Origin of the sequence: Chryseobacterium taklimakanense, from assembly GCF_900187185.1 — a bacterium.
Lineage (GTDB): Bacteria > Bacteroidota > Bacteroidia > Flavobacteriales > Weeksellaceae > Planobacterium > Planobacterium taklimakanense.
Genome location: NZ_LT906465.1, coordinates 448,815 through 473,667 on the forward strand (window position 1 = coordinate 448,815; position 24,853 = coordinate 473,667).

The 24,853-nt window shown below is 40.3% G+C and carries 23 protein-coding genes; 13 read left to right on the forward strand and 10 right to left on the reverse strand.

From position 1 onward, the window contains the following. The first annotated feature begins 5 nt into the window (after nt 1-5). Nucleotides 6-1,535 (forward strand): TSUP family transporter, encoded by a 1,530-nt coding sequence (locus CKV81_RS02225; RefSeq protein ID WP_095069987.1) that lies wholly within the window; start codon nt 6-8, stop codon nt 1,533-1,535. A gap of 73 nt (nt 1,536-1,608) precedes the next feature. Here CKV81_RS02225 and CKV81_RS02230 read toward each other — a convergent pair whose 3' ends face one another. The 6 genes from CKV81_RS02230 to CKV81_RS02255 all read right to left on the reverse strand — a co-directional run bounded on the left by CKV81_RS02230 (nt 1,609) and on the right by CKV81_RS02255 (nt 9,478). Next, nucleotides 1,609-2,160, reverse strand: a complete 552-nt coding sequence (locus tag CKV81_RS02230) for a hypothetical protein (RefSeq protein ID WP_095069989.1) — start codon at nt 2,158-2,160, stop codon at nt 1,609-1,611. A gap of 143 nt (nt 2,161-2,303) precedes the next feature. After that, the gene (locus CKV81_RS02235) at nt 2,304-2,738 is read right to left on the reverse strand and encodes a toxin-antitoxin system YwqK family antitoxin (RefSeq protein WP_095069991.1); all 435 of its coding nucleotides are present in this window, start codon (nt 2,736-2,738) and stop codon (nt 2,304-2,306) included. A gap of 79 nt (nt 2,739-2,817) precedes the next feature. Further along, complete coding sequence (kbl, locus tag CKV81_RS02240) at nt 2,818-4,014, reverse strand: glycine C-acetyltransferase (protein WP_095074151.1); 1,197 nt, start codon at nt 4,012-4,014, stop codon at nt 2,818-2,820. A 91-nt stretch (nt 4,015-4,105) separates the two neighbouring features. Next, nucleotides 4,106-5,563, reverse strand: coding sequence for a D-alanyl-D-alanine carboxypeptidase/D-alanyl-D-alanine endopeptidase (gene dacB / locus CKV81_RS02245; protein WP_095069993.1), 1,458 nt, complete (start codon nt 5,561-5,563; stop codon nt 4,106-4,108). Between the two features lie 151 nt (nt 5,564-5,714). Then, a complete protein-coding gene (gene priA, locus CKV81_RS02250; protein ID WP_095069995.1) occupies nt 5,715-8,162 on the reverse strand; it encodes a replication restart helicase PriA in 2,448 nt (815 codons plus the stop codon). Nucleotides 8,163-8,305: 143 nt separating this feature from the next. After that, entirely contained in the window at nt 8,306-9,478 is a 1,173-nt protein-coding gene (locus CKV81_RS02255; RefSeq protein WP_095069997.1) for a proline dehydrogenase family protein, read from the reverse strand. Between the two features lie 104 nt (nt 9,479-9,582). Here CKV81_RS02255 and aroB point away from each other — a divergent pair, with 104 nt between their 5' ends. The 3 genes from aroB to CKV81_RS02270 all read left to right on the forward strand — a co-directional run bounded on the left by aroB (nt 9,583) and on the right by CKV81_RS02270 (nt 13,087). Then, nucleotides 9,583-10,632 (forward strand): 3-dehydroquinate synthase, encoded by a 1,050-nt coding sequence (gene aroB / locus CKV81_RS02260; protein WP_095069999.1) that lies wholly within the window; start codon nt 9,583-9,585, stop codon nt 10,630-10,632. A 138-nt stretch (nt 10,633-10,770) separates the two neighbouring features. Then, entirely contained in the window at nt 10,771-11,391 is a 621-nt protein-coding gene (locus tag CKV81_RS02265) for a porin family protein (RefSeq protein WP_095070001.1), read from the forward strand. A 148-nt stretch (nt 11,392-11,539) separates the two neighbouring features. Next, a complete protein-coding gene (locus tag CKV81_RS02270) occupies nt 11,540-13,087 on the forward strand; it encodes an IS1182 family transposase (protein WP_095070003.1) in 1,548 nt (515 codons plus the stop codon). A 102-nt stretch (nt 13,088-13,189) separates the two neighbouring features. On the opposite strand, the gene purF is transcribed toward CKV81_RS02270, so the two are convergent. From purF to CKV81_RS02290, 4 genes are read right to left on the reverse strand one after another with little or no spacing between them, the layout of a single operon-like run. Continuing rightward, a complete protein-coding gene (purF, locus tag CKV81_RS02275) occupies nt 13,190-14,683 on the reverse strand; it encodes an amidophosphoribosyltransferase (protein WP_095070005.1) in 1,494 nt (497 codons plus the stop codon). A 17-nt stretch (nt 14,684-14,700) separates the two neighbouring features. Then, on the reverse strand, nt 14,701-15,423 hold the full coding sequence (gene purC, locus CKV81_RS02280) for a phosphoribosylaminoimidazolesuccinocarboxamide synthase (protein WP_095070007.1): 723 nt from the start codon (nt 15,421-15,423) through the stop codon (nt 14,701-14,703). A 50-nt stretch (nt 15,424-15,473) separates the two neighbouring features. After that, nucleotides 15,474-16,172, reverse strand: a complete 699-nt coding sequence (locus tag CKV81_RS02285) for a DUF3307 domain-containing protein (protein ID WP_095070009.1) — start codon at nt 16,170-16,172, stop codon at nt 15,474-15,476. Between the two features lies 1 nt (nt 16,173). Further along, a complete protein-coding gene (locus tag CKV81_RS02290; protein ID WP_095070010.1) occupies nt 16,174-16,779 on the reverse strand; it encodes a SatD family protein in 606 nt (201 codons plus the stop codon). A gap of 188 nt (nt 16,780-16,967) precedes the next feature. On the opposite strand from CKV81_RS02290, the gene CKV81_RS02295 reads away from it, so the two are divergent. From CKV81_RS02295 to CKV81_RS02335, 9 genes are all read left to right on the forward strand, one after another. Then, nucleotides 16,968-18,107, forward strand: coding sequence for an acyl-CoA dehydrogenase family protein (locus CKV81_RS02295; protein WP_095070012.1), 1,140 nt, complete (start codon nt 16,968-16,970; stop codon nt 18,105-18,107). A 77-nt stretch (nt 18,108-18,184) separates the two neighbouring features. After that, on the forward strand, nt 18,185-18,652 hold the full coding sequence (locus CKV81_RS02300) for a pyrophosphohydrolase domain-containing protein (RefSeq protein ID WP_095070013.1): 468 nt from the start codon (nt 18,185-18,187) through the stop codon (nt 18,650-18,652). 3 nt (nt 18,653-18,655) lie between these two features. Next, complete coding sequence (locus CKV81_RS02305) at nt 18,656-19,219, forward strand: TlpA family protein disulfide reductase (protein ID WP_095070014.1); 564 nt, start codon at nt 18,656-18,658, stop codon at nt 19,217-19,219. Between the two features lie 3 nt (nt 19,220-19,222). Beyond that, nucleotides 19,223-19,831: a DUF4230 domain-containing protein gene (locus tag CKV81_RS02310; protein WP_407641676.1), complete on the forward strand. Its 609-nt coding sequence runs from the start codon at nt 19,223-19,225 to the stop codon at nt 19,829-19,831. A gap of 11 nt (nt 19,832-19,842) precedes the next feature. Then, a complete protein-coding gene (locus CKV81_RS02315; protein WP_095070019.1) occupies nt 19,843-20,037 on the forward strand; it encodes a hypothetical protein in 195 nt (64 codons plus the stop codon). Between the two features lie 182 nt (nt 20,038-20,219). Beyond that, a complete protein-coding gene (locus tag CKV81_RS02320; RefSeq protein ID WP_095070023.1) occupies nt 20,220-20,771 on the forward strand; it encodes a hypothetical protein in 552 nt (183 codons plus the stop codon). A 234-nt stretch (nt 20,772-21,005) separates the two neighbouring features. Beyond that, nucleotides 21,006-21,413 carry an acyl-CoA thioesterase gene (locus CKV81_RS02325; RefSeq protein ID WP_095070026.1) on the forward strand — a complete coding sequence of 136 codons (408 nt, stop codon included), beginning with the start codon at nt 21,006-21,008 and terminating at the stop codon, nt 21,411-21,413. Then, nucleotides 21,410-21,970: a helix-turn-helix domain-containing protein gene (locus CKV81_RS02330; RefSeq protein ID WP_095070030.1), complete on the forward strand. Its 561-nt coding sequence runs from the start codon at nt 21,410-21,412 to the stop codon at nt 21,968-21,970. The genes CKV81_RS02325 and CKV81_RS02330 overlap by 4 nt, the downstream gene beginning before the upstream one ends. 77 nt (nt 21,971-22,047) lie before the next feature. Then, nucleotides 22,048-24,810, forward strand: a complete 2,763-nt coding sequence (locus CKV81_RS02335; protein WP_095070033.1) for a heavy metal translocating P-type ATPase — start codon at nt 22,048-22,050, stop codon at nt 24,808-24,810. Nucleotides 24,811-24,853: the final 43 nt, after the last annotated feature.

The window sequence follows — 24,853 nt, forward strand, 5'->3', positions numbered from 1 at the left end:
ATCTTATGAACGAACACCGTCTAAATAGAATACCTCCGTTCTTTCTGAATGTGGAAAGATTACCGCTGGTTATTGTGGGTAGCAATAAAACGGTTTTGGACGTTGTTACATCTGTCTGTACCACTTCTGAAGAGAGCATAATCAGGGTTTTTGATTTAGAAATCTCAGAGGCGCTGAAAAAGTATGCTGAAAAGTATCCTCAGATAAAGCTGTACAATAGAAACATCGAAGCCAAAGACCTTCATGATCTTTCATTACTGATCATTGCCACCAATGATGATGAATATGAGCAATATGTACTGAGTCTCTCTCGACAAAGGAGTATTCTGGTCTGCGTGACAGGTAAACCACAAATCAGCGATTTCTCTCCTGTTTCGGTAATCGAAACCAGCAGTTTTAACCTCGGCATTTTATCTAACGATATTTCTCCCGAAGTTACTTCACGGCTTCACAGAATTATTGAAAACAGTATTCCCAACGATATTGACGGGTTGATTGAAAGACTGAAGTTTGTTCAGAAAAACCCTCTGATGAATAATATTGATGATGAGCTTAGGGAACTAGACCGGATTACCGCAGAATATCTCGATCAGAAACAAAAGCCAAAAGACTCAGCAGCTGAATTGGAGAACCTCGCAAAAGTAAACAAAGCAGTTCAGCGCCGGGCCAATATCTATCTGGGGATTATTGGCGTTTTGGTCTTTCTTGCAATCTTCTCGTTTATCATTGTGAATTTCCAGCTATGGCCCGATATTAAAGCTTTCCTCAGCGAAGACAATCACATTTTTTATAAAATGCTTGCAGCAGGATTCTTCGCCGAAGTAGTGGCAGGCAGTATGGGTATGGGATACGGCGTAATATGCACCACAATTCTCCTAATGCTGAATGTTGCGCCTCCGGTGGTGAGTGCCAGTATTCATTCTGCTGAAACCTTTACGTCCGCTGCAGGTAGTATAAGCCATTATAAATTGAAAAACGTTAATATGAAACTGGTGAAAGCTCTTGCACCGGCTGCCATTCTCGGAGCCATCATCGGTGCTTTGGCACTCACCTATTTTGGTAAGCATTACAGCGAAGTTGTAAAACCGATTATTTCCTGCTATACGTTTTATCTGGGGATCAATATACTTCGGAACGCTTTTAAAAATAAAACTAAAAATATCAGGAAACAGAAATCTGCTAAAAAACTTAGTGTGCTCGGATTTTCAGGCGGTTTTATCGATTCTTTCGCAGGCGGTGGCTGGGGACCTTTGGTTACCGGCACATTAATGAAGGATGGCAGAACTCCACGGTATGTTGTTGGAAGCTCTACTCTTTCAAAATGTTTACTCACTGTGACGAGTGCCGTAACCTTTGTATTCACCCTAGGAATTCAGCACTGGAATATAGTTCTGGGGCTTCTGATCGGCGGGATTGTTACTGCACCTTTCTCAGCAATGCTTACCGCAAAACTTCCCGTACGAAAAATGTTTATCGTTGTTGGATCCCTCGTAATAATCATGAGCTCTGTAACAATTTTTAGAGCAATTTTCTAAAAATAGTTCTATTGCTAACATTCACCCCCGCATATAGAAATACTATGTTGTACGTCATTTTTTCAAATTAATTTTAAGAAAAGTCGGTTTTACCATCGGGATTAATCAGATATTTAAAATGCAATTCATCTTTTAGAGCCCCACGAGAATTATCTTTTATCTCTAAAATTTTAATAACCGCGTAATTTCCATATTTATTTTTTAGAACAGCAATTCCGTGTTTTTCTACGGTTCTACTTCGGGAAGAAAAGTCGTATTGACTCGCATCTTTTATATTTTCGATATCATACACGCTATTGGCAATAGCAATTCCTGAAATAACATTAGGGTCGTTATATAAATGTATAGATTGGTCGCTTGCTTTTGACCATTTTGTTTCAAAAGTTAATTCGTTTTCACCAATTATGTATATTCCATTATTGTTGCTGTAATCAAATTTTATCTCTCCCTTAATTCTACGGTTTTTGTATTTTTTATTTACTGTCAGTGAACTTATTATTCCACCTAAACTTATTATTAGTCCAATAGCTGGTTCATAAGTTCTCTCATTATACAACCAGATCGAAAATCCTATAGTCGCAATTATTGAAGTAATAAATGTTACGCTTTTTTGAAATTTTGTCACTTATTTAGATTTGAGGGTGGTTTTAAAATGACGTACAACTCACGAATATCTGCAAAAGCCTTCGACATCGAAGAAACTTTGAGACCTCCGTAATGAGATCTTGGAGAATTTTATGAAATTAAAAAAAGTAAATCAACAGATATTCATTTTTTCATATTAATACTGTCAACTTTCTTTCCCAAAACATATTTCCTGATGAATAAAATCTTTCCCTTATCATCATAATATTTCCAGTCGCCGAAATAATACCAGTGCCTTTCATTTGACGAAATATCAGTTCTGCTTTGACCCTTCTGCATAATTTTCCCGTTCGCATGATATATTTTGGTTTTTATAATTCCATCTTTTATCACATCCTTTTGATATTTCTTACCTTGAAAACTCGTTTTCCAGATTCCGACTTTTTCACCTTTATAGTACCTTCCTTTAGCCTGCAGTTTCCCGATGTCGGAATCGTAGCTCTCTAACCAAAGCCCATCCCGTAGCTGTGCACCGTTTATTTTAACGTATTGATTTACCTTTTTCGGTGTGCAGCAAATCATAAAAAACATGAAAAGAATTAATATAGAATTTTTCATAGTTTCAAAACTCACTCTACATATGTTGAAATAATTTGTAAAAGGAAAACGTTCCGGTTAAAGAAGGTTTAAATTTTATCTAAGAAATTACACCCAATTCCTTTCCAACTTTCTCAAAAGCTGCAATCGCTTTATCGAGGTGTTCTCTTGTATGTGCCGCAGAAAGCTGAACTCTAATCCTTGCTTTGCCTTTTGGTACAACCGGGTAAAAAAATCCGATCACGTAAATACCTTCATCCATCATTTTTTCTGCCATTTTCTGTGCCAGCGGCGCATCGTACAGCATCACCGGGACAATCGCAGCGTCGCCGTCCGGAATATCAAACCCTTTGGCTTTCATTTCAGTCCTGAAATATTCTGCATTCTCCATCACTTTATCACGAAGTGAGGTATCGGCAGAAAGCATATCCAACACCTTTAGGGCCGCTCCGACAATTCCCGGAGCCAGTGAGTTAGAAAACAAATATGGTCTGGAACGCTGTCTCAGCATATCTATAATTTCTTTTTTACCAGAAGTAAATCCACCCATAGCGCCGCCCAGAGCTTTACCCAGCGTAGAAGTGATAATATCTACTCTGCCCATCACCTCATTGGCTTCATGAGTTCCGCGACCGGTTTTTCCGATAAATCCGGTAGCGTGCGAATCATCAACCATTACTAAGGCATCGTACTTTTCTGCCAGATCGCAAACACCTTTGAGGTTGGCAACAATCCCATCCATGGAGAAAACGCCGTCGGTTACAATAATTTTAAAACGGTGATTCTGTTTGGAGGCTTCAATCAACTGCGCTTCCAAATCTTCCATATTATTGTTTTTGTAGCGGTATCTCGCAGCTTTGCAAAGCCTTACTCCATCGATAATCGAAGCATGGTTGAGTTCGTCTGAAATAATGGCATCCTGATCCGTAAACAAGGGCTCGAAAACACCGCCATTGGCATCAAAACACGCGGCATAAAGAATTGTGTCCTCCATACCAAGGAATTCGGAAATTTTAGCCTCCAATTCTTTGTGAATATCCTGCGTACCGCAGATGAAACGTACCGAAGACATCCCGTATCCGTGCGATTCGATTACATCCTGAGACGCTTTTATCACTTCCTTATTATTTGAGAGACCGAGATAATTGTTCGCGCAAAAGTTCAGCAAAGTCCTGCCGTTGGCCACGATTTCTGCCGATTGCTGAGAGGTAATAATTCTTTCTCTTTTATAAAGTCCGTCATTTTCAATATTCTGAAGTTCGTTCTGAAGTGTTGTGAGGAAATTATTAGATATCATAGATTTATTTTTATTGATGGCTAATTTACGAAATTGAACAAAAAAAAACTCCCATCTGATGATGAGAGTTTCAATATACAAAAATTTATCTTTACAAATTTACAGTGGGATTCAGAAGCTGTTCCATTCTGTCTTTTACCTGGTCCACTGATCCTGCGTAATTATTGATTAGCAGCGAAAAAGTCAATGTTCTCCCGGTTCTGGTTTTAATGTACCCAGCTAAAGTTTTTACTTTGTTCAGGGTTCCGGTTTTTGCAAATATCTGCCCGTAAGATTCACCAAAAAACATTCTTTTCAAAGTTCCTGACTGACCTGCAATTGGCAATGATTCCATAAAATCCTTGAAATAAGGCTCATTCATTTCATTAGCCAAAAATTTAGCCTGAGAGATGGGAGTCACCCGGTGGCTTCTTGAAAGGCCGCTGCCATCGATATAAACCAGAGATGAGGTATCAAAATTTTTACCTTTCAAATTATCTACTACAGCAGCTCTGCCGCTTTCCAAGGTTTGATCACCCCATTTCTGAAATCCAACCATACGCAAAAGTGATTCTGCAAGGGCATTATCGCTCACCTGATTGGTTTCGTAAACGATATCTTTCAACGTGGGAGATTTATAAGCTGTGATAATTTTTCTGGTTTCCGGCTGGCGGTCTACCATTTTGGCAGTCACTTTCCCTGTAACCGGAATTCCGCTTTTTATCATCGAATTCCTTAGAGCTGTCGCTAGGTAATTCGGTGCATCCGGTAATGATGTCGTAATCCAGTTACCTTCAAAAGTATCAGCATAAACCAGTTTGTTGATATATGGCGAAATGTAGAAATATTTTTTGGTTTGCTCGAAAGGATTGTTCTGTTTTACCGTCAGTTTTTCGTTTCTTGGATCTACACCCTGTGTGGTTCCCACCGGCAGATAGTAGTTGTTGTGCTCCATCCACACGATGTTTGCAGGTAAAGAGGCCATTTTGTTTTCTTTGAAAACTGCAGTTTGGATGATGATATCGCCGGTAACTTTTCTGATGCCTTTGTCGGCCATAGCGTAAATAAAATCCGTCACAATATCAGTGTACGAACTGGCTCCTGCTTTTCTCGTTCCCAGTGAGGGGTCGCCGCTGCCAACAATGTACAGGTTTCCGTTCAGTGTACCGTCCGCATCGATATCGCCTGTGTACTCAAGCTGCGTCATCCATCTGAATTTCGGGCCAAGAAGCGAAAGGGCGGTATCCGTCGTAAGAAGTTTGGTGGTAGATGCCGGAACGAAAGCACTATTCTCGTTATATGAGCTTACAATCTTCTGTGTTTTAGGATCATACACCACAAATCCCCAGCTGGCGTTGCGTAGAACAGGATCGTTCATTAACCGGTTGATATTGATGTCGATCTCGTCTTTTACACTTAAAGCAATTTTTTCTGGTTCCGCGGAAGCATAGGTTCTTGCCTGGTTCTCGTACATCGAAGTGTAGTGAGAAGGTATGTTGCTCGACTGCGCGATGGTAAACCCCGAGACCATTACAGCAAGGGCAGAAATATAATTTTTAACTCTTTTCATTCAAATTCTTTTACTTTTTTGATGATCTGTGTTGCGTGAAAGTTAAAACAGATTTTATCAAAAGAATAATCAAACGGTCAAATGTAAAGATTATTGGTGAAAACCAATGCCTTAGACTCATTTAAAATTACCAAAAATGTGTTAAAAAAAGTTAAAAATCAACAAAAATCAGTTTTTTGATACTCCTGTAAGCGGCAACATCCTCAAATTCCTGTAAACTTTTCGTTACAAAATTTTTATATGATGTATAATTTTTACCACGCGGAAATTTGAGTAAAATCTGGTATTGATAAAGCAGATTGATCTTGCCTATCGGTGACTTTTCAGGGCCCAAAACACATTCCTGAGGAAGATATTTTCTAAGGATTGAACTTAAAAATTTAGAGGCGCGGTCCACCTTATCTTCCTTTCGGTGTTTAAGCTCGATTAATATCGTCCTGGTATAAGGCGGATAATGAAATTTCTTTCTTTCATCCAAAAAATACTGATAAATTTTTTCCACCTCATTTTCTTTAATCAACTGAAAAACCGAATGATGCGGATTAAAAGTCTGGATCATAATTTTCCCTTTTCCGGAAACCCGCCCTGCCCTGCCGGAAACCTGGGTGATGAGCTGGTAAGCCCGTTCCTCTGCCCGGAAGTCCTGAACATAAAGCATCTGATCCGCTCGCGGAATTGTCACCAGCTCTATATGGTCAAAATCCAGACCTTTGGAAATCATTTGTGTGCCCACAATGATATCGGTTTCGCCGGATTCTATTTTCTCATAAAGTTTTTCGTAAGCAAATTTTTTGCGCATACTGTCCACATCCATCCGGTCAACTTCCGATTCCGGGAAAATCCTGGATACTTCCTCATGTATCTGCTCTACGCCAACGCCTCTTGTATTCAAGTTTTCCGAGAAACATTTGGGGCAGGTTTTAGGCTTTGCAGCTTTATGCCCACAGTAATGGCATTTCAGTTCGTTTGAAAATTTATGATAAGTCATCACTACATCGCAGTTGGAGCAGTATGCGACGTATCCGCAGCTTTCACATTCCACAACATTGGCGTAGCCGCGGCGGTTGTGCAGCACAATCACCTGTTTTTTTTCATCTACAACTGTGCGGATTTGTTCAAGAGTTTTTACAGAAAAATTTCCGTTTACATTCTTGGTATCCTGTGCTTCCTTGAAATCCACAAGCTCAAATTCAGGTAATTTTACCTTTCCGAAGCGTTCGTTGAGCTGTACATATTTCAGCTTATCTGTTTTGGCCAGCCAATAGCTTTCTACAGAAGGCGTGGCAGAACCGAGAATCACTTTGGCATTATAAAAATTGGCCAATACCAAAGCGGCGTCCTTAGCATTGAAATATGGAGAAACTTCACGGGGTTTATAGGCACTGTCGTGCTCTTCGTCAACCACGATTAATCCTAAATTTTGGAAGGGTAAAAAAAGTGCGATCCGGGTTCCAATCAGGATTTTTATTTCATTCTTACGAATTCTCCTCCAGACTTCTACCCTTTCAAAATCCGTTAATTTTTGGTGGTAAAAGCCGAGTTGTTTGCCGTATTTTCTTTCTAATCTTTTGGTAATTTGCTTGGTGAGTGAAATCTCCGGAAGCAGGAATAATACGTTTTTCCCAGAATTGATCGTTTCTTCAATCTTCTCTAAATAAATATGGGTTTTACCGGAAGAAGTGACCCCATGCAAAAGAACATTTTTTTCTTCATTAAAAGCTGCGTCAATCTCAGTTTTTGCCTGTTTTTGCGCGTCGGTAAGTTCTTCAATTCCTTCAGTTTCACCTTCATAGCTTTCGAGACGGTCTTTCTGGAGGTAATATTCCTCAATTAAACCTTTATCCATCAGAGATTTCAATTGCGAATGTGCAAAATCACCTTCCTCAAAAATATCAGATTTTCTGATTTGCTGTTCTGGATTTTCAGTTTGTTTTCCAAGAATTAAAAGAAAAAGCTCCTGCTGCTTTGGCGAACGCTTCAGCTTCAAAAGGATTTCCGGCAGATTATTCAGAACTGATTTCTCATTATTAATTTTTAAAAAGGCGATTTCTTTAGCTTTGTACTTCTCCGCAATTTTTTCATCAATTTCAATGTACTGCAGATCTATGAGCGAATTGATGGTTTTTACGATTTCCTTTTTTGGAATGAAAGCTTCAATCTCCGATAAACTGATAAGCTGGCGTACTTCCAAGGCCTGGATGAGGTACATTTCATTCACATCCAGATTCTGAAAATCGATGACGGCGTGCGGTTTCAGTTTGAGATAGGTTTCGCTTTCCAATTTCAAAGAACCCGGAAAGGAAAAGCGGTAAATCTCACCGATATTGCAGAAGTAATAGTCCGAAAGCCAATTCCAGAAATCAATTTGCTCTTTCGGCAAGATCGGAAAATCGTCCAGAATATTTATGATTTCTTTTGGAGCAAAGGTGTCCGGTGCTCTGTCGTGCAGTTCAGCCACGATGCCGGTGTAAATTTTCTTTCCCCCAAACGAAACCAAAACCCTCATTCCTACTTCAATTTTGCCCTGTAACTCTTCCGGTACTTTGTAGGTAAAAGTCCCCGTAAGATTCAACGGTAAAATGATCTGAGCAAAACTCACTGAAATGGAACGGTTTGATTGTTTTAACAAAAATAATGAATTAATTCTGGGTTTACCAGAACTTATTAAAAGCCCAACAACATCAACAAAACAGAAAACGGGCTAAAGCCCGCATTCCTGGTATGATCTAAAAAAAAAAATTGTCAGTTAATACCTCTGCGGCGCTTCAGTTCTTTCTGTATCAAACCTAATTCCCGACCGGTTTGTCCCGCTACTGAAGTGTTCTCCTGCGCTCTTCTGGTAAGATATGGTACCACATCTTTTACAGGTCCGTACGGAAGATATTTCGATGCGTTGTATTTTTTACTGCCGAGGAAATAAGTAATATTATCACTCATACCGTAGAGCTGGCCGAAATAAATCTGCGGATGGTCATTTACAAGATTTTTCTCACGCATTTTATCCATCACCAATTCGGTAGATTTCTCATTATGAGTTCCAAAATATCCTGAAACTTTGTCAAGATTATCGATCACAAATGCAATCGCAGCGTTATAATTATCGTCTGTCGCCTGCTTGTTCGGTTGTATGGGATCCGGATAATTCATCTCCGCCGCCCGCTCACGCTCCTTTTCCATATAGGCACCGCGAACGAATTTATAGCCAAGGAAATATCCTTTTTCAGCAGCACGTTTCAGATCTTCAGCCAGATATTCCAAACGGCCGGTTCTGTACATCTGGATGGTGTTCCACACGATGGCTTTTTCGCGGTTATATCTGGCCTTCATTTCGTTTACCAGGTTATCTACTGCCGTCTGTATCCAGGATTCCTCAGCATCAACCATCACCACCACATTTTTTTCGTAGGCGAGTTTGCAGACATCATCATACCTTTTTACCACGCGGTTCCACTCTTCTTTTTCACTGCTGGTCAATTCTTTTCCGCGTTGCACTTCTGCATAAAGATCCAGCCTTCCGAAACCGGTTGGTTTGAAAACCACAAATGGAATGGCAGGATTTCCTTCAGCAAACTTGATGTTCTGCTGAATTTCCTGGCAGGTATGATCAAAAGTCGCTTCCTCTTCCTTTCCCTCGATCGCGTAATCGAAAATGCTCCCAATGTGGTTCTTGAAAAGTTTTTTCACCACTTCCATGCTTTTCTCACGGGTTTCGCCGCCTACAAACTGCTCAAACAAAGTTTTGCGGACTACTCCTTCCACAAAAGGAAAATTGTTCTTAACTGTAAAATTCAAAAGATTAATTCCGATGTTGGTAAGGGCTGGATTTTCAATGGCTCTGAACATCCATTGCGCTTTTTTCAGTTGGTCAGTAGATTTATCCTTAAAAGCGATTTGAGTATCGTTGAAAATTGACATTATAATTGATTAGAAAAAATTGAAAAATCAAAATTACTAATAGTTGATGAATCCTTAAAATATTAAAATAACATATTACTACTTTTGTATAAATATAATTTCAAATGATTTCACTGCTCGACGAAAGTTTCACTTCACTTAACGATTATATATTTGATTTAAAACCAGGAAAAATTCTGATTCTGGTTGATGAAAACACCCATCAATACTGCCTTCCCACGCTACTGGGAAATATGGAAACCGATGTTCCCTTTGAAATTATTGAGATTGAAGCCGGCGAAGAGCTTAAAAATATAGAAACTGCAGTGCAGCTCTGGGAAATATTATCAGAATTTGAAACTGATAGAAAATCTCTTTTAATCAATCTCGGTGGCGGGGTTATTACCGATTTGGGCGGATTTGTGGCTTCAACATATAAAAGAGGAATAAAATTTATCAATATCCCGACGACACTTTTAGGAATGTGCGATGCTTCAATTGGGGGCAAAACCGGAATCGATCACCAGTTTCTGAAAAACATTGTAGGGACCTTTGCGCAGCCGGAAAAAATATTTGTGTTCCCCCCCTTCCTTAAAACGCTGCCTTTTGAGGAATTGAGGAGCGGTTTCGCAGAAATGCTGAAACACGGCCTGATTGCTGATGCAAAGCACTGGCATGATTTAATCAGCATTGTAAAACTTACGCCAATAACAATATCGCCCTACATTACAAGGTCGATGCAGATCAAGGAAACTGTGGTGGAGAAAGATTTCAAAGAGGAAAATATACGTAAAAGCCTGAATTTTGGCCACACGATCGGGCATGCGGTAGAAAGCCTGTTTTTAAAGTCAGGGAAGATTGTTCCTCATGGTGAGTGTGTTGCATTGGGAATGATCTGCGAAACAAAGCTTTCTTTTTATGAAGGTCTGATTGATGAAAACACTTCAAAAATTATCATCCAACATCTCAGAAGGTTTTATCCTGAACTCAATATCTCTGCATTTTCCAATTCCGAAATTCTGAGTGTGATGAGGAATGACAAGAAAAATACGACAGGAGAAATCAAGTTTTCTCTATTGAATTCTATAGGACATTCTGTCTTTGACTACCAATGCAATGTAGAAAATATAAACAAATGTTTAAATTTTTACAAAGACGCAAACCCCGATGAATAAAGGATTTTTCCTATTTTTTATCAATTAAATTTTTCAAATTCGGCCATTTTTTTTGTCTTAAAAGTCATTTTTGGCACAGTCCTTGTCACTATCCAGACAGTAAAATTTGATAAAGAAATTAATTAAAATTTAAAAATTATGAAAAAGTTATTTTTAGGAGCGGCAATCGCAGTTAGTTCACTAACATTCGCTCAACAGTTTGGTATTAAAGGAGGTATGAACGTAGCTTCAATTTCCAAGGATGGTACTTTGAGTGATACCTCTTCTAAAATTGGTTTTAATGCAGGTGTATTCATGAATGCTCCGCTTGCAGAAAACTTCAGCATTCAGCCAGAAGTTCTGTACAATGATCTTGGCTCAAAAATTACTTACGGACAAAATGACAATAACTCCTACAGTACTAATTTGGGTTATATCTCTGTACCGGTAATGTTCCAGTATAATGCAACTCCAGAGTTTTATTTAGAAGCAGGTCCACAGTTTAGCTTTTTGGTAAATGCTAAAAATAAACTGAAGGATGGTAATAATAATACCTTAGTGAATGATTGGACGAAGTTAGCTAAAGACAATCTGAACACCTTTGATTTTGGTCTTGGATTAGGAGCTGGTTACTATTTCACTCCTCAGTTAGGTCTTACTGCTAGATATGTAGCGGGTATGACTAAAATCGGAAAGGATGATAATGTTTACGGACAACCTTACAAAGACTCTAAGAACAATGTTTTCCAAGTAGGTTTAGCTTATAAATTTGCAAAATAATTGCTGAAAAAAGACAACACTCATATTACACTTAATATTACAAAGAATCTGTCTCACAACTGAGGCAGATTTTTTTTTGGTTTTTTTCAAGAGAGTGTTGTTTATTTTCAGATTAATTCGTATATTGTACTGGTAATCAATACGATGTATGAATTTCAAAGACTATAATCAATCACAGCTGTTTTTGTTTCCCCCAACTTTTGAGGACCTGATCCCGGAATCTCATCCGGTTCGGGTGGTTAACGATATCATTGAGAAGATAAAGATCGAACCGTTATTAAAAGCCTATAAAAAAGAAGGCAATCCGAGCTACCACCCGAAGATGATGCTCAAGATTATGGTTTTCGCCTATATGGAAAACACCTATTCCAGCCGCAGGATTGAAAAACTGGTGCGCGAGAATGTCAACTTCATGTGGCTTTCGGGAATGAAGATGGTGGACCATAACACCATTGCGCGTTTCAGAAGCCAGCGCCTGCAGGATGCCTTCAAGGATATTTTTCGTCAGGTCGTCCTGCTTTTGGCAGACGAAGGACTCGTCAGTCTGAAAGAAATATATACGGATGGCACCAAGATAGAGGCACAGGCGGGAAAATATACTTTTGTGTGGAAAAAATCTATAGAAACAAGCAAGACAAAGATGCTCCAGCAGCTGGAAGAACTCTGGACCTACGCGCAAAACATTGCCGCATCCGAGGACAGGGATCCCGAGCCGCCGGAGTTTACCAAAATCAGCAAAGAGAAAATCCGTGAAACCGTGGAAAGTATCGACAGAAAGCTCAGCGGCAGCGATATCCCGGACAAGAAGGGGAAAGCAAAAGCCAAAGCCAAACTTCGTTATATTAAAAATAATTTTGAACAGAACCTGGAGAAGTACGAACTTCAGGAAGAGATTTTAGGCGAAAGAGGCTCCTACAGCAAAACCGACCCCGATGCTACCTTTATGAGGATGAAGGACGACCATATGGGGAACGGACAGCTCAAGCCGGCGTACAATCCGCAGATCTCCACCGAGAACCAGTTTATCCTGCACTACAGCATCCACCAGCAAACTACCGACAGCACGACGCTTCCTGATCATTTGGATGGTTTTAAAGAAACTTTCGGCGAAGAAGTTTTCGCCGGGCTTGAAAGCATCACCACAGATGCGGGCTACGGCAGCGAGGAAAATTACGAATATCTTGAGCAGGGCGGCATTGAAGCCTATGTAAAGTACAACACGTTCGATAAGGAGCAGGACGGGAACTACCAGTTAAAGCACAAGGCCTTCAGCAAAGAGCATCTGCATTACAACGCTGAACAGGATTTTTACGTCTGCCCGATGGGGCAGCGGATGGAGAAAACCCACGAAAGCAGCAGGAGAACCAAGAACGGCTTTGAGCAAAAACTTTCGCACTACCAGGCAAAAAACTGCGAAGGCTGCCCGATACGCAGCATGTGCCACGGCTCGAAAAACAACCGAAGTCTGGAGCGCAACCACAATCTGGAGCGGCACAGGGAAAAAGTCCGGGAACTCCTTAAAAGCGACGAAGGCATCAGGAAACGCAAACGGCGCTGCTATGACGTGGAAGCCGTCTTCGCCCACATGAAACACGCCCACCAGTTTAGAAGGTTTACACTAAAATCCCTCAAAAAAGTCGAAATAGAGTTCGGATTACACGCTCTTGCACATAACTTAAGGAAGAAAGTGGCCTAAAAGGCCACCTTCAAACATATCTTTTCCTCAAAAATTAAAAGTCCTCTCACAAAAAAAATCCATCTCATCAAGTTATGAGACGGATTGTATTGGTGTAAATGGCTATCTGAACAAATCAACATTTTCTCCTTTTTCCACGGGATATTTTTCTGTAAAACATCCAAAGCAATGTTTGTCTGAACCTAAGATTTCAGTAAGGTTTTCCATAGTTAAGAACTCCAAAGAGTCTACTCCCAGATATTTACGAAGTTCTTCTACAGACATATTAGCGGAAATTAAATCATCTTTTGAAGGCGTATCAATGCCCAGGAAACAAGGCGCGATGATTGGCGGAGAAACACTCCGGAAGTGAATTTCCTTCACACCGGCATCTTTCAGGATCTTAACCAACCTTTTTGAAGTTGTTCCGCGGACAATGGAGTCGTCGATGATCACGACCCTCTTATCTTTAATTTCAGAGATAATCGGGTTGAGTTTCAGGTTTACGATCCGCTCCCTCATTTCCTGAGTGGGAACGATAAAACTTCTGCCGATATATCTGTTCTTTATCAAAACCGGACGGAAAGGAATTCCCGAAACTTTAGAAAAACCGATTGCAGCCGGAACGCCAGAATCTGGAACGCCAATCACAATATCAGCATCCACAGGAGCCTGGTACCAAATTTTTTCTCCGGATTTTTCACGTATTTCGTGTACGTTAATGCCTTCCATCGTGGAATCGGGCCTTGCAAAGTAGATATATTCAAAAGAGCAGATGTTCCGCTCGCAATTTTCTTTTACCAGGAATGACTGCAACCCTTTTTCATTCTCGCTGGTGTAGACAATTTCCCCGGGTAAAATATCCCGTACATACTGTGCGCCTACCGCATCCAGAGCTGCACTTTCCGAGGCCACGACATAACTTTTTTCATCCATGGCGCCCAGAACCAACGGTCTGATTCCGTGGAAATCCCGGAAGGCAAAAAATTTGTTGCGCGTAATTCCAACCACTGAATAGGCACCTTCAATCTTGTCCATCGTTGCCTTGATGGCACCACGGAGTCCGAGGTCCAGATTTTTTTGGATAAGCCTCAAAATTACTTCTGAATCGGAAGTGGCCTTGAAAACCACACCTTCTTCTTCCAGTTCCTTTTTGAGTTCCATGGCATTGGTTAAATTACCGTTGTGTGCGATGGAAAGAATAATCTGGTCATATTCATTTTTAGCGAAAAACGGCTGGAAGTTGTATTTTTTCTTATCGCCGGCAGTGGTATACCTCGTGTGGCCAATCACCCCGTTTCCCATGAAGGTTTCCGGCTCCTGTATTTCTTTGTAAACATCCAGAACCAAACCTTCATCTTTTATATTGAAGATCTTGTTATTGTTCATCACAGAAATACCGCAAGCCTCCTGTCCACGGTGCTGCAGTGCAAAAAGCCCGAATTGTGAAAGCGAAAAAGTATCGGTATCATTTTCGGAGTAAAGCCCAAAAATCCCGCATTCCTCAGTCGGTGCATCCAGGCGCTCCTCGTCCTGCGTACGGAAGAGGTTTCGCCCGTAGCTCCGGGTTTTGAACTGATTTAGATATACTTCTTTCTGATTTTTTAAATCTTTCATTATTTACCTTCAGAAAATTATTTGTTTAAAGCGGTTTTTAATCTTTCATAAATCTCAACGTATGCTTCGGTAACCTCTCCCAAATCCCGGCGGAAACGGTCTTTGTCAAGCTTTTTCATGGTATCTTTGTCCCAAAGCCTGCAGGTATCCGGTGATATTTCATCAGCCAGAATAATTTTTCCGTCAGAGGTTTTTCCAAGCTCAATTTTGAAATCTACAAGTATGATGTTCATTTTATCAAAAAGTTCAATCAGCAACTGATTGATTTTTCCTGTTAAGGCATACATTTCATCAAGTTCCTCTTTAGTTGCAGCGCCAAGGAAAATCGCGTGGTAATCGTTGATCAGCGGATCGCCCAATTCATCCTTTTTGTAGCAGATATCGAAAATTGGGACGGGGGATTTTATGCCTTCTTCCACTCCTAATCTCTGCGCCATACTACCGGCAGCGTAGTTTCTTACCACCATTTCCAATGGGATGATTTCTACCTTTCTTACCAGCTGTTCCCGGTCATTGAGCTGTTTTATAAAGTGGGTTTCAACACCTTTTTCCTTTAAGTATTCAAAAATTAGAGTTGTTATAGCATTGTTCATCTCGCCTTTTCTGTCGAATGAACCTCTTTTTTGCGCGTTGAATGCCGTAGCATCATCTTTGAATTTTACCACAACTTCCTCTGGGTTGTCGGTCAAGAAAATCTGTTTCGCTTTACCTTCGTAAAGCATTTCACGTTTTTCGCTCATTTTTCAAAATTTTTCAAAAGCATTTCAGCTTCCTTTTTACTTTTATTAAATTATATTTTCACTAAAATTCCTGTCATTACAGCTATTCCGAAACTCAGCAGAGTGCCGATCAGTACATATTCTGTAAGTTTTCTCTGTTTGGCTTCTGCCAAGTCGCTGAATCTGAAAACGGATTTTGCTGCAATCATAAAACCAACACCTTCCCAATGGTTTACGACGATGAAAATGAAAACCAAAAGGCGTTCTAAAATTCCGATATATTTCCCGGCATTTGCCAGAGATTCCGTCTGTGGTGAAGTTAGATTCGGCGTTACCGGCGTCCAGCCCGAGATCAGCATTTTAACAATGATTGAAGCCGGGACTGTAACGAAAACGGCACCGGCAATCACTTTCAACAAATCAGAATTATCAATAAAGCTGAAATCAAATTTCATGACATAAAGCGTGATTCCAGCGATCACCAGAACGTGAAGCAACTGATCGATGAAAAACCAGTTCTTCCTGGTGTTTGGTTTTTGATACTGAAGTTTCGCTAAATCTATAATGAAATGTGATCCTGCCACGGCAGCCGCAATCCACCAGAGATGAAAATCCCATAGCAGGAGCATGATGAGAGCGAAATGTATGAATGTATGCAGATAAAGATAGAGGCTTTTGGCCTTTTCCCTTTCTTTATCGGCAACCCAAGAATTAGGCTGGAAGATGAAATCTCCTAATAAATGTGCCAATATGAGTTTGATAAAGAGCATTCTACAGTTCGGCTATTTTTTTTCTGAAGTATTTGTCGGTTTCGGTAATCAGGTCGAGGTTGGCGCGTTTCAGGCGCTGGCTTACGGATGATTGGGTAATATTGAGTTTTTTGGCAATATCTTCCTGCGTAATACCGGAATTCATGATGAAAATGTGAATAATTTCCGCCACGGCCGGGGTCCAACTGTCAAAATCTATGGATGACCATTTGAAAACGATGTTCAAATCCTGATCTACGCTGTCTTTTGGAGTTTTGATGGCTAAAGTTTTGCCGTCGGATTTTATGTCATTAAGTAGTCTTCCTGAATTTACGTAAGCAGAACCGTTGGATTCGGTGATTTTTTCTGATGAGAAATTCTCTTCGCCGATCCCGATTGCCATCCTCACATCCAGGCTTTCATTGCACTTGATCAGAGATTTTATCGCAAGAAATATTTTGAAAACTTCATCAATATCACATTTGATCTGGAATTCATCTCCGCGGTAAACCTCCCATTTTTCAGGCGTTTTGCCCCAGTTCATCAATATTTTTTTTAATGAATCGAGCCAAATTTCTGAGTTGGAATTTTCAGAATTTATGATGTCGCCGGTAATTACTGCAATCATTAGGCAAAAATAAGCAAATAAACTTATAAACCAAAATTATAAGACAAATAGCTTATATTGTGAATATATTAGATAAAAAGCTAATAAATTCCATTTATAAGAAAATAACCTAATATTAATCATCTTTTTTGCCTTAACATTAAATTAAAAAAGACACATTTTTATTATATTTGAACCAAACTATTTTTATGAATACAGAAGTACATCACAACCTTCAGATGATTGCTGAAACAGCACGGGATTTTGCAGAAAAGAATATCCGCCCGAATATTATGGATTGGGACGAAAGCCAGACTTTCCCAGTAGAACTCTTCCACCAGCTTGGTGAAATGGGATTTATGGGAATCGTTATTCCTGAGGAATATGGCGGTTCAGGGCTCGGATATCAGGAATACGTTACCATCCTTGATGAAATCTCGCAGGTTGATCCTTCTATCGGTTTATCGCTGGCGGCGCACAACTCGCTTTGTACCAATCATATTTATGAGTTTGGAAACGAAGAGCAGCGTCACAAGTGGCTTCCACAGCTGGCTTCGGGCAAAGTTATCGGCGCTTGGGGACTTACGGAGCACAATACCGGTTCAGATTCAGGAGGTATGAGTACTACTGCGGTGAAGGACGGCGACGATTGGGTCATCAACGGAGCCAAAAACTTCATCACACACGCTATATCCGGTGACATCGCTGTCGTAATGACCAGAACCGGCGAAAAAGGCGCAAAAAATAATTCCACCGCATTTGTTCTGGAAAAAGGAATGCCTGGCTTTGCTTCAGGAAAAAAAGAAAATAAGCTGGGAATGAGAGCTTCAGAAACGGCTGAACTCATTTTCGACAATGTAAGAGTTCCGGATTCCCACAGACTGGGTGAAGTTGGAGAAGGATTCAAACAGGCAATGAAAATCCTGGATGGCGGCAGAATCTCTATCGCGGCCCTAAGCTTGGGAATAGCAAGAGGCGCTTACAAGGCTGCTTTGAAATACTCTTTGGAGAGACAGCAATTTGGAAGACCGATCAACGATTTCCAGGCGGTAAATTTTATGCTTGCCGATATGGCAACAGAAATCGATGCGTCGGAATTGCTCATTAGAAGAGCTGCCACGATGAAAAATGCGAAAATGAAAATGACCCGCGAAGGCGCCATGGCAAAACTTTACGCTTCTGAAGCCTGTGTAAGAATTTCAAACAACGCCGTTCAGATCTTCGGCGGTTACGGCTATACCAAAGATTTCCCGGTAGAGAAATTCTACAGGGATTCCAAACTTTGTACGATAGGTGAAGGAACTTCTGAAATCCAGAGACTGGTGATCGGCAGGGATATCTCCAGATAAAAAAATACTGCTTAAAAGATAAAGGCATCGGGTTTCCGGTGCTTTTTTTATATTTGTTTTAAACTTTAAAATATCAGATGGAAAAAATTGACAGCCTGAACCAGGTCGCAGAATTTCACAGAACTTTTAACGCTCCAATTTTAGATTCGCCGAAAATTCCTTCAAAAGAGAGATGTGATTTAAGGGTTTTGCTTTTACAGGAAGAATTGGATGAGCTGAAACAGGCGATTGCAGACAACGATATCACTGAAGTTGCAGATGCCCTGTGCGATTTGCAATACGTTCTTAGTGGCGCAGTTTTGGAATTCGGTTTAGGAAATAAATTTGTAGAACTCTTCAATGAGGTGCAGCGCTCTAACATGTCGAAAGCGTGTTCCACACAGGACGAAGCAGATAAAACCATAGAATTCTACAGAAATAAAGGCGAAGATGCTTACTCAGAAACTTCTGGGGACAAAATTAACGTGCACCGCAAGACTGACCGTAAAGTTTTGAAAAGCGTAAATTATTCTCCGGCAGATTTAAGATCAATTTTAGAAAAATAGGTTATGAGAAATATTATAAAATCCATATTTACGGTAGGTTTGATCGCCCTTACACTTCAGTCCTGCGAAGCGCAGAAAGTCGTAGTAAACCGCGAAGTCGATAACCAGACAGACGGAAAAATGCTGCTGGGCCCGCAAACCATCGATCAGTTTAAAAAAGAACCTTACAGCGACTGGTACGATGAGGAATATTCCGGTTACAGCTTGGATGCGGCTACAATGGCAGAACTTAAAAAGAAAAAATTCAAATCGTATCAGCTGGTGGTATTTATTGGGACATGGTGCAGCGACAGCCACAGGGAATTCCCGCGGCTGATGAAAATTCTGGATGAGCTGGATTTCCCTTCAGAAAAATTAAGCATTATTGCCGTAAACCGCAAAAAAGAGTCGCCCAGCGGTGAGGAAGGTTTATACAACATACAATTTGTGCCGACCATCATCGTAAAAAAATATGGTAAGGAATTTGGCAGAATTATTGAATTTCCAAAATCAGGCTTTATCGAAAAAGACCTTCTGGAAATCATAGAAAAGAACGATACATCGGTAAAAGATTTATTTAAAAAATAAAACTTGAAAAACAGAAATACAATATTTGCATTTGTAGGAGGAGCATTGCTGATGCTGCTCTTATTTTTAGCCCTGAAATCCTTTAAACCAAAAAATGAGGACATTCAGAACGATTTCTACATCATCACCAACCAGATTAAAAAAATGAATAAAATGGTGGTAGTGGAACAGGATTTCAGCAGTATGCAGAAAACGAAGGTCACTTCACAGATTTTTGGAGGTCTGCTACCGAACATGGAAAAAGAAATCGTAACCTTTACCAAAACCAATGCGCAGGTGTCTTATGATTTAAATAAAATGAAGATTGATGTGGACAGCGCCAACAAAAAACTGATTATCCGTGAGCTGCCAAATGCCGACATTAAGATCACTCCCAGCGTTGAAATTCAGAATATGGATGATTCCTTTTTTGACCGTTTTAATGAAAATGACCTGAAAAAGATTCAGAATAATGCCAAGGACAACGCCGTGAAAACGGTTAACCAAAATTATTTGAGAGATCTTGGGAGAAAGCAGCTCAGCGAAAACCTAAGCCAGATTTTTGTCCTTGCAAAAGCCTTAAAATATACCATCGAGGATGAAACCGGGCAAATTGATACAACCAAACTTTAAAACAGAATATTATGAACGAGGACAAAAAAGAAACTCCGGAAAAAACCACAAATCTGGAGACCAAGAAGCAAAATCAGGATTTCCCGAATATTCCGGCAGCAAATGAAAAACAAAATCCGCCGGACATAAAAAAAGAAGATATTAAAAAATCATCTGAACTTACGGATACCGGCAAAACGGATAATACTGAAAAGAGTGAAAATTAGTTTTTCGCTCTTTTTTTAATCAAACATTTGATAAGTTGTTAAAATATTTTAATATTCAGGCCATAACAATGCTCAATCTGTTAAATAAATATAAAAATCGGGAAACCAGTTCATTTGTCATGGTTTTTGTTGCCTGTAAAGTAACCAAATCACAAATATATTAACCATTAAAAAACAATGTTATGGCTTATACAGTAGTGGGATTGTTCCCAAACAATGAAATGGCCGAAACTGCTTCAAATAAATTAGATTCAGCAGGTTTCAGCAAAGAAGATTACTCAGTTTCCAGGTACAACAACAGCGGAGATTACGACAGCGACATCGATGACAGTTTCGAATATGACGAAGATGAAAAAACAGGCGGATTTTGGGACTGGCTGTTCGGTGAAGACACGGATGAAAGAAGAAGATACAGCTACGCCGGTACCAAAAGCAATGTGGTAACCGTTTACACTGACGATATGGACCGCGCAGAAAAAGCGAGAGACATTATGAATGATAACGGCGCTTTGGATGTGAACGATGTTTCAAAAAATTACGTATCATCCGAAGCTACTCAAGCAGAAGAATTCATCAGCACAGACAACGACGGAATTACTGAGAGCGAAAGAGCAAGAATTCTCAACAAAGCCCGAAATGATATCTATATGTCGCCTTCCGAAAGAAATTATTCCTGGAGGAGGCGTGGAATGACCCATGATATGGATTCCATGGGCAGCGAGGACGATTTATAAAACAGTTTTCATAATTTTTTAGTCCGGCTTCACTTTACTTGAAGCCGGATTTTTTATGACAGTACTTCTTGCCAAGTCGATTTAGAGAGTTTTAACCCTTTTGTTTCGTTCGCTTTCCTTCTGATGATCATTGGTGAAAAATTCATAATTTTAAACTTTAAAACAAAACTAAAAAGGAACACAAATGAAGAATGCAAGGATATATAACGTTACATTTGCATCAAATAAAAAGTTATGAATTACCACACCAGAAAATGGATAAAACCTGAAGACCTGAATCCAAATCATTCACTTTTTGGAGGACGGTTATTACAGTGGATTGATGAGGAAGCTGCACTCTACGCCATTGTTCAGCTGGAAACACCGCGTTGTGTTACTAAATTTATCTCGGAAATTAATTTTGTAAGTTCCGCAAAACAGGGTGACATTATTGAAATTGGGATTGAAGCAACAGAATTTGGCAATACTTCGATTACTTTAAGATGCGAAGTAAGAAATATGATGACACGCCAAACCATCATTACCATCGAGAAAATTGTTTTCGTTGGCGTGGATGAACATGGAAAGCCTACCAAACACGGCAAAACGAAAATTGAATATATAAGCGACAGACTTCAGAATATTGACAATCCTTCACGTTGAAAATCTTTATTAAAAATATGGTTTGTGGCCGTTGCGAGATGGCGGTTTCTCAAATTTTTAAAGATTTAGGAACTGAAACCGTTTCCGTTCGGTTGGGCGTGGTGGAAACTCAGAATGATCTGAATGAAAAGGAATTGAAGAATCTTGATGCCGAACTGAAAAAAATCGGTTTTGAAATTTTGGAAGACCAGTCGCAGAAACAAATAGAGCAAACCAAGAATCTCATTATCCGGAAGATTTCTGAACTGGATATTTCCGAAGACTTCGTGCTTTCCGAATTTTTAAGTGACAAACAGCACCGCGAATACAGTTCGATTTCAAAACTGTTTTCACAAAACCAGGGCATCACGCTGGAACAGTATTTCATCCTTCAAAAAATTGAAAAAGTAAAGGAACTGCTTTTCTACAACGAATTCTCCCTCACCGAAATAGCCGGGAAACTCGGGTACAAAAGTGTACAGCATCTTTCGGCGCAATTCAGGAATACAACCGGATTCACGCCAACGGAATTTAAAAAGATGAAAGGCCAAAACCGCATGCCACTCGACAAATTCTGAATTTCATAAGTCTTTTCCCGATATTTGTAACTGCCTGCGATTTCGACTCCCGAAATTTGTAACTGAAAAATAATCGTATGGAAAGAACCTATCACGTAACCGGAATGACTTGCTCCGGTTGCCAAAACAAAATATCAAAAACTCTAAATTCAATCGGCGGAATTAACGCGGAAGTTAATCTTGAGGATTCATTGGTTAAAATTCATTCTCAACATGAAATTTCTTTAGATGAATTAAATTCCAAATTAAAAGAAGCCGGAAATTATGCTTTGGCAGAATTAAATTCACCAGAAAAAACCATTCAAATTCCCCCAAAAGACCGCATTTCCCCGAGCTCTGTTTATTACTGTCCGATGGAATGCGAAGGTGACAAAGTTTATTTCCAGCAGGGAAAACGCTGTCCGGTCTGCAATATGTACCTCGTTCCAATTGAAGAAAAAGCCGGATTTAAAACCAACGAAAAAACGCTCGAATCTCAAATCTCAAATCTCGAATCCCGTATCGGGAAATTTTACTGCCCCATGTTCTGCGAAGGCGATAAAGTCTATGATTCCGACACTGGCTGTCCGGTTTGCCATATGCATCTGAAGGAAATTACCCCGGAACTGGTGGCAGCAAGCAAAGGACATCACAGCCATCATGCTCATCCACCGGCAGAAAATCTCAAATCTCGAATCTCAAATCTCGAATCTAAAGGCAACGCCGGTAAATATTACTGCCCCATGTTCTGCGAGGGAGATAAGGTCTATGATTCCAACGTCGGCTGCCCGGTTTGCGGAATGGATTTGGTGCAGATCCCCGGAAAAGCAGGTGAAGTGGCAGAGGATGACACCGTAAAAACTCTAACACGAAAATTCTGGATTGCCCTGGCCTTCACGGTTCCGGTGTTCATTCTGTCAATGGGCGGAATGTGGATCAACTGGCCGTTTTCTCATCAAATTCAGGGAATTTTGGAACTGATTTTGACGCTTCCGGTTCTTTTTTATGCCGGTTGGTTTCTAATGAAACGTGGCTGGGGTTCCTTCAAAACCTGGAACCTGAATATGTTTTCGCTGATTGCACTGGGCGTTGCGGCGGCGTTTCTGTTCAGCTTGGTTGCCTTAATTTTCCCGGAAATTCTGCCTCACGAAATGGCGCACGAAGGAAAAGTTCCGTTTTATTTTGAAGCCGTGTCCGTAATTTTAACTTTGGTGATTTTAGGCCAGTTAATGGAAGCCAAAGCCCACCAGAAAACCGGTAAAGCGATAGAGGAACTGATGAATCTTTCACCGGACGAAGCGAATTTAATTGTGAACGGCGCCGAGAGAAAAGTACCACTTTCAGAAGTAAAAATCGGTGATGTTCTAAGGGTGAAACCGGGCGAAAAAATTCCGGTGGACGGTAAAATTACTGAGGGAAATTCAAGCATTGATGAAAGTATGATTACAGGTGAACCGATTCCTGTGGAGAAAATTCTGAATGATAAGGTGACTTCCGGAACCATCAACGGCAACGGAACTTTCCTCATGATTGCCGAAAAAGTGGGCGATGAAACTCTGCTTTCAAAAATCATCGACATGGTGAACACTGCAAGCCGCAGCCGTGCGCCCATCCAAAAACTGGCGGATAAAGTTTCCAAGGTTTTTGTGCCGGCGGTGATTGGCATTTCGATATTAACCTTCATCCTTTGGTTTATTTTTGGTGGTGAAAACCGGATGATTCTGGCCCTGGTAAACGCTGTTGCGGTGCTTATTGTAGCATGTCCCTGTGCTTTAGGTTTGGCAACGCCGATGAGTTTGATGGTCGGTATCGGGAAAGGCGCAAAAAACGGAATTCTCATCAAAAATGCCGAAGCTCTGGAACAAATGGACAAAATCAACGTGCTGATAACCGATAAAACCGGAACTTTAACCGAAGGAAAACCATCGCTTGAGCACATTGAGGCATTAGAAAATATTGATAAAAACAAAATTTTAACTCTCGCAGCAGCACTCAATCAAAACTCAGAACATCCCCTTTCCAAAGCCATTATGGACGCTTTGCATTCTTCTGAAATAAAAATGGAAACTGCGAATGACAATTCCTACAAAGTTGAAGATTTCGAAAACATCACCGGAAAAGGGGTAAAAGGAGTCATCAGTAACGAAACTGTTTTATTGGGGAACGAAGCGCTGCTGAATCAGTTCAGCATTCAGATTCCGGAAAATTTAAAACAAAAAGTTGCTGATATTCACGATAAAGCGCATACGGTGTCTTATTTGGCAAAAGGCCATCAGGTTTTGGGTTTCCTTTCTTTCTCGGATAAAATAAAACCGACTTCCAAAAAAGCAGTGCAGTTTTTGCAAAAAGAAGGCATCGAAGTCATCATGATGACCGGCGATAACGAACACAGCGCAAAAGCGGTCGCAGCCGAGCTTGGCATTATAAAATACATTGCAAACGCGCTTCCTCAGGACAAAATGGAGGCCGTAAAAAAACTGCAGTCTGAAGGAAAAATCGTAGCAATGACCGGCGACGGCATCAATGATGCTCCGGCGTTGGCGCAGTCAAACATTGGAATTGCCATGGGAACAGGAAGCGATGTCGCGATTGAAAGTGCAGAAATCACCTTGCTGAAAGGCGACATTTTGGGTGTTGCAAAATCCAAAATTTTGAGTGAAAAATTATTGAGAAATATCAAACAAAACTTATTCTTTGCTTTTATTTACAATACTTTGGGCATCCCGGTTGCGGCGGGCCTGCTCTATCCTGTTTTCGGCATTCTTTTAAGCCCTATGATTGCGGCGGCGGCAATGAGTTTTTCTTCGGTTTCTGTCATTTTAAATTCGCTGCGGTTAAACAGTGCAGAATTAAAATTTTAAGAAAAATTAACAATATAAAGACATTCTTTTATACTTTATAATC

Excerpts from the sequence above, each read along its gene's own strand:
- CKV81_RS02285 (WP_095070009.1), bottom strand. The coding sequence starts at position 16,172 with ATGCTCTTTATCAAACTCATATTGGCACATTTATTAGGAGATTTCATC.
- CKV81_RS02295 (WP_095070012.1), top strand. The coding sequence starts at position 16,968 with ATGAATACAGAAGTACATCACAACCTTCAGATGATTGCTGAAACAGCA.
- dacB (WP_095069993.1), bottom strand. The coding sequence starts at position 5,563 with ATGAAAAGAGTTAAAAATTATATTTCTGCCCTTGCTGTAATGGTCTCG.
- CKV81_RS02265 (WP_095070001.1), top strand. The coding sequence starts at position 10,771 with ATGAAAAAGTTATTTTTAGGAGCGGCAATCGCAGTTAGTTCACTAACA.
- CKV81_RS02225 (WP_095069987.1), top strand. The coding sequence starts at position 6 with ATGAACGAACACCGTCTAAATAGAATACCTCCGTTCTTTCTGAATGTG.
- aroB (WP_095069999.1), top strand. The coding sequence starts at position 9,583 with ATGATTTCACTGCTCGACGAAAGTTTCACTTCACTTAACGATTATATA.
- CKV81_RS02300 (WP_095070013.1), top strand. The coding sequence starts at position 18,185 with ATGGAAAAAATTGACAGCCTGAACCAGGTCGCAGAATTTCACAGAACT.
- kbl (WP_095074151.1), bottom strand. The coding sequence starts at position 4,014 with ATGATATCTAATAATTTCCTCACAACACTTCAGAACGAACTTCAGAAT.
- purF (WP_095070005.1), bottom strand. The coding sequence starts at position 14,683 with ATGAAAGATTTAAAAAATCAGAAAGAAGTATATCTAAATCAGTTCAAA.
- CKV81_RS02270 (WP_095070003.1), top strand. The coding sequence starts at position 11,540 with ATGAATTTCAAAGACTATAATCAATCACAGCTGTTTTTGTTTCCCCCA.
- CKV81_RS02335 (WP_095070033.1), top strand. The coding sequence starts at position 22,048 with ATGGAAAGAACCTATCACGTAACCGGAATGACTTGCTCCGGTTGCCAA.
- purC (WP_095070007.1), bottom strand. The coding sequence starts at position 15,423 with ATGAGCGAAAAACGTGAAATGCTTTACGAAGGTAAAGCGAAACAGATT.
- CKV81_RS02235 (WP_095069991.1), bottom strand. The coding sequence starts at position 2,738 with ATGAAAAATTCTATATTAATTCTTTTCATGTTTTTTATGATTTGCTGC.
- CKV81_RS02290 (WP_095070010.1), bottom strand. The coding sequence starts at position 16,779 with ATGATTGCAGTAATTACCGGCGACATCATAAATTCTGAAAATTCCAAC.
- CKV81_RS02325 (WP_095070026.1), top strand. The coding sequence starts at position 21,006 with ATGAATTACCACACCAGAAAATGGATAAAACCTGAAGACCTGAATCCA.
- CKV81_RS02305 (WP_095070014.1), top strand. The coding sequence starts at position 18,656 with ATGAGAAATATTATAAAATCCATATTTACGGTAGGTTTGATCGCCCTT.
- CKV81_RS02255 (WP_095069997.1), bottom strand. The coding sequence starts at position 9,478 with ATGTCAATTTTCAACGATACTCAAATCGCTTTTAAGGATAAATCTACT.
- CKV81_RS02315 (WP_095070019.1), top strand. The coding sequence starts at position 19,843 with ATGAACGAGGACAAAAAAGAAACTCCGGAAAAAACCACAAATCTGGAG.
- CKV81_RS02320 (WP_095070023.1), top strand. The coding sequence starts at position 20,220 with ATGGCTTATACAGTAGTGGGATTGTTCCCAAACAATGAAATGGCCGAA.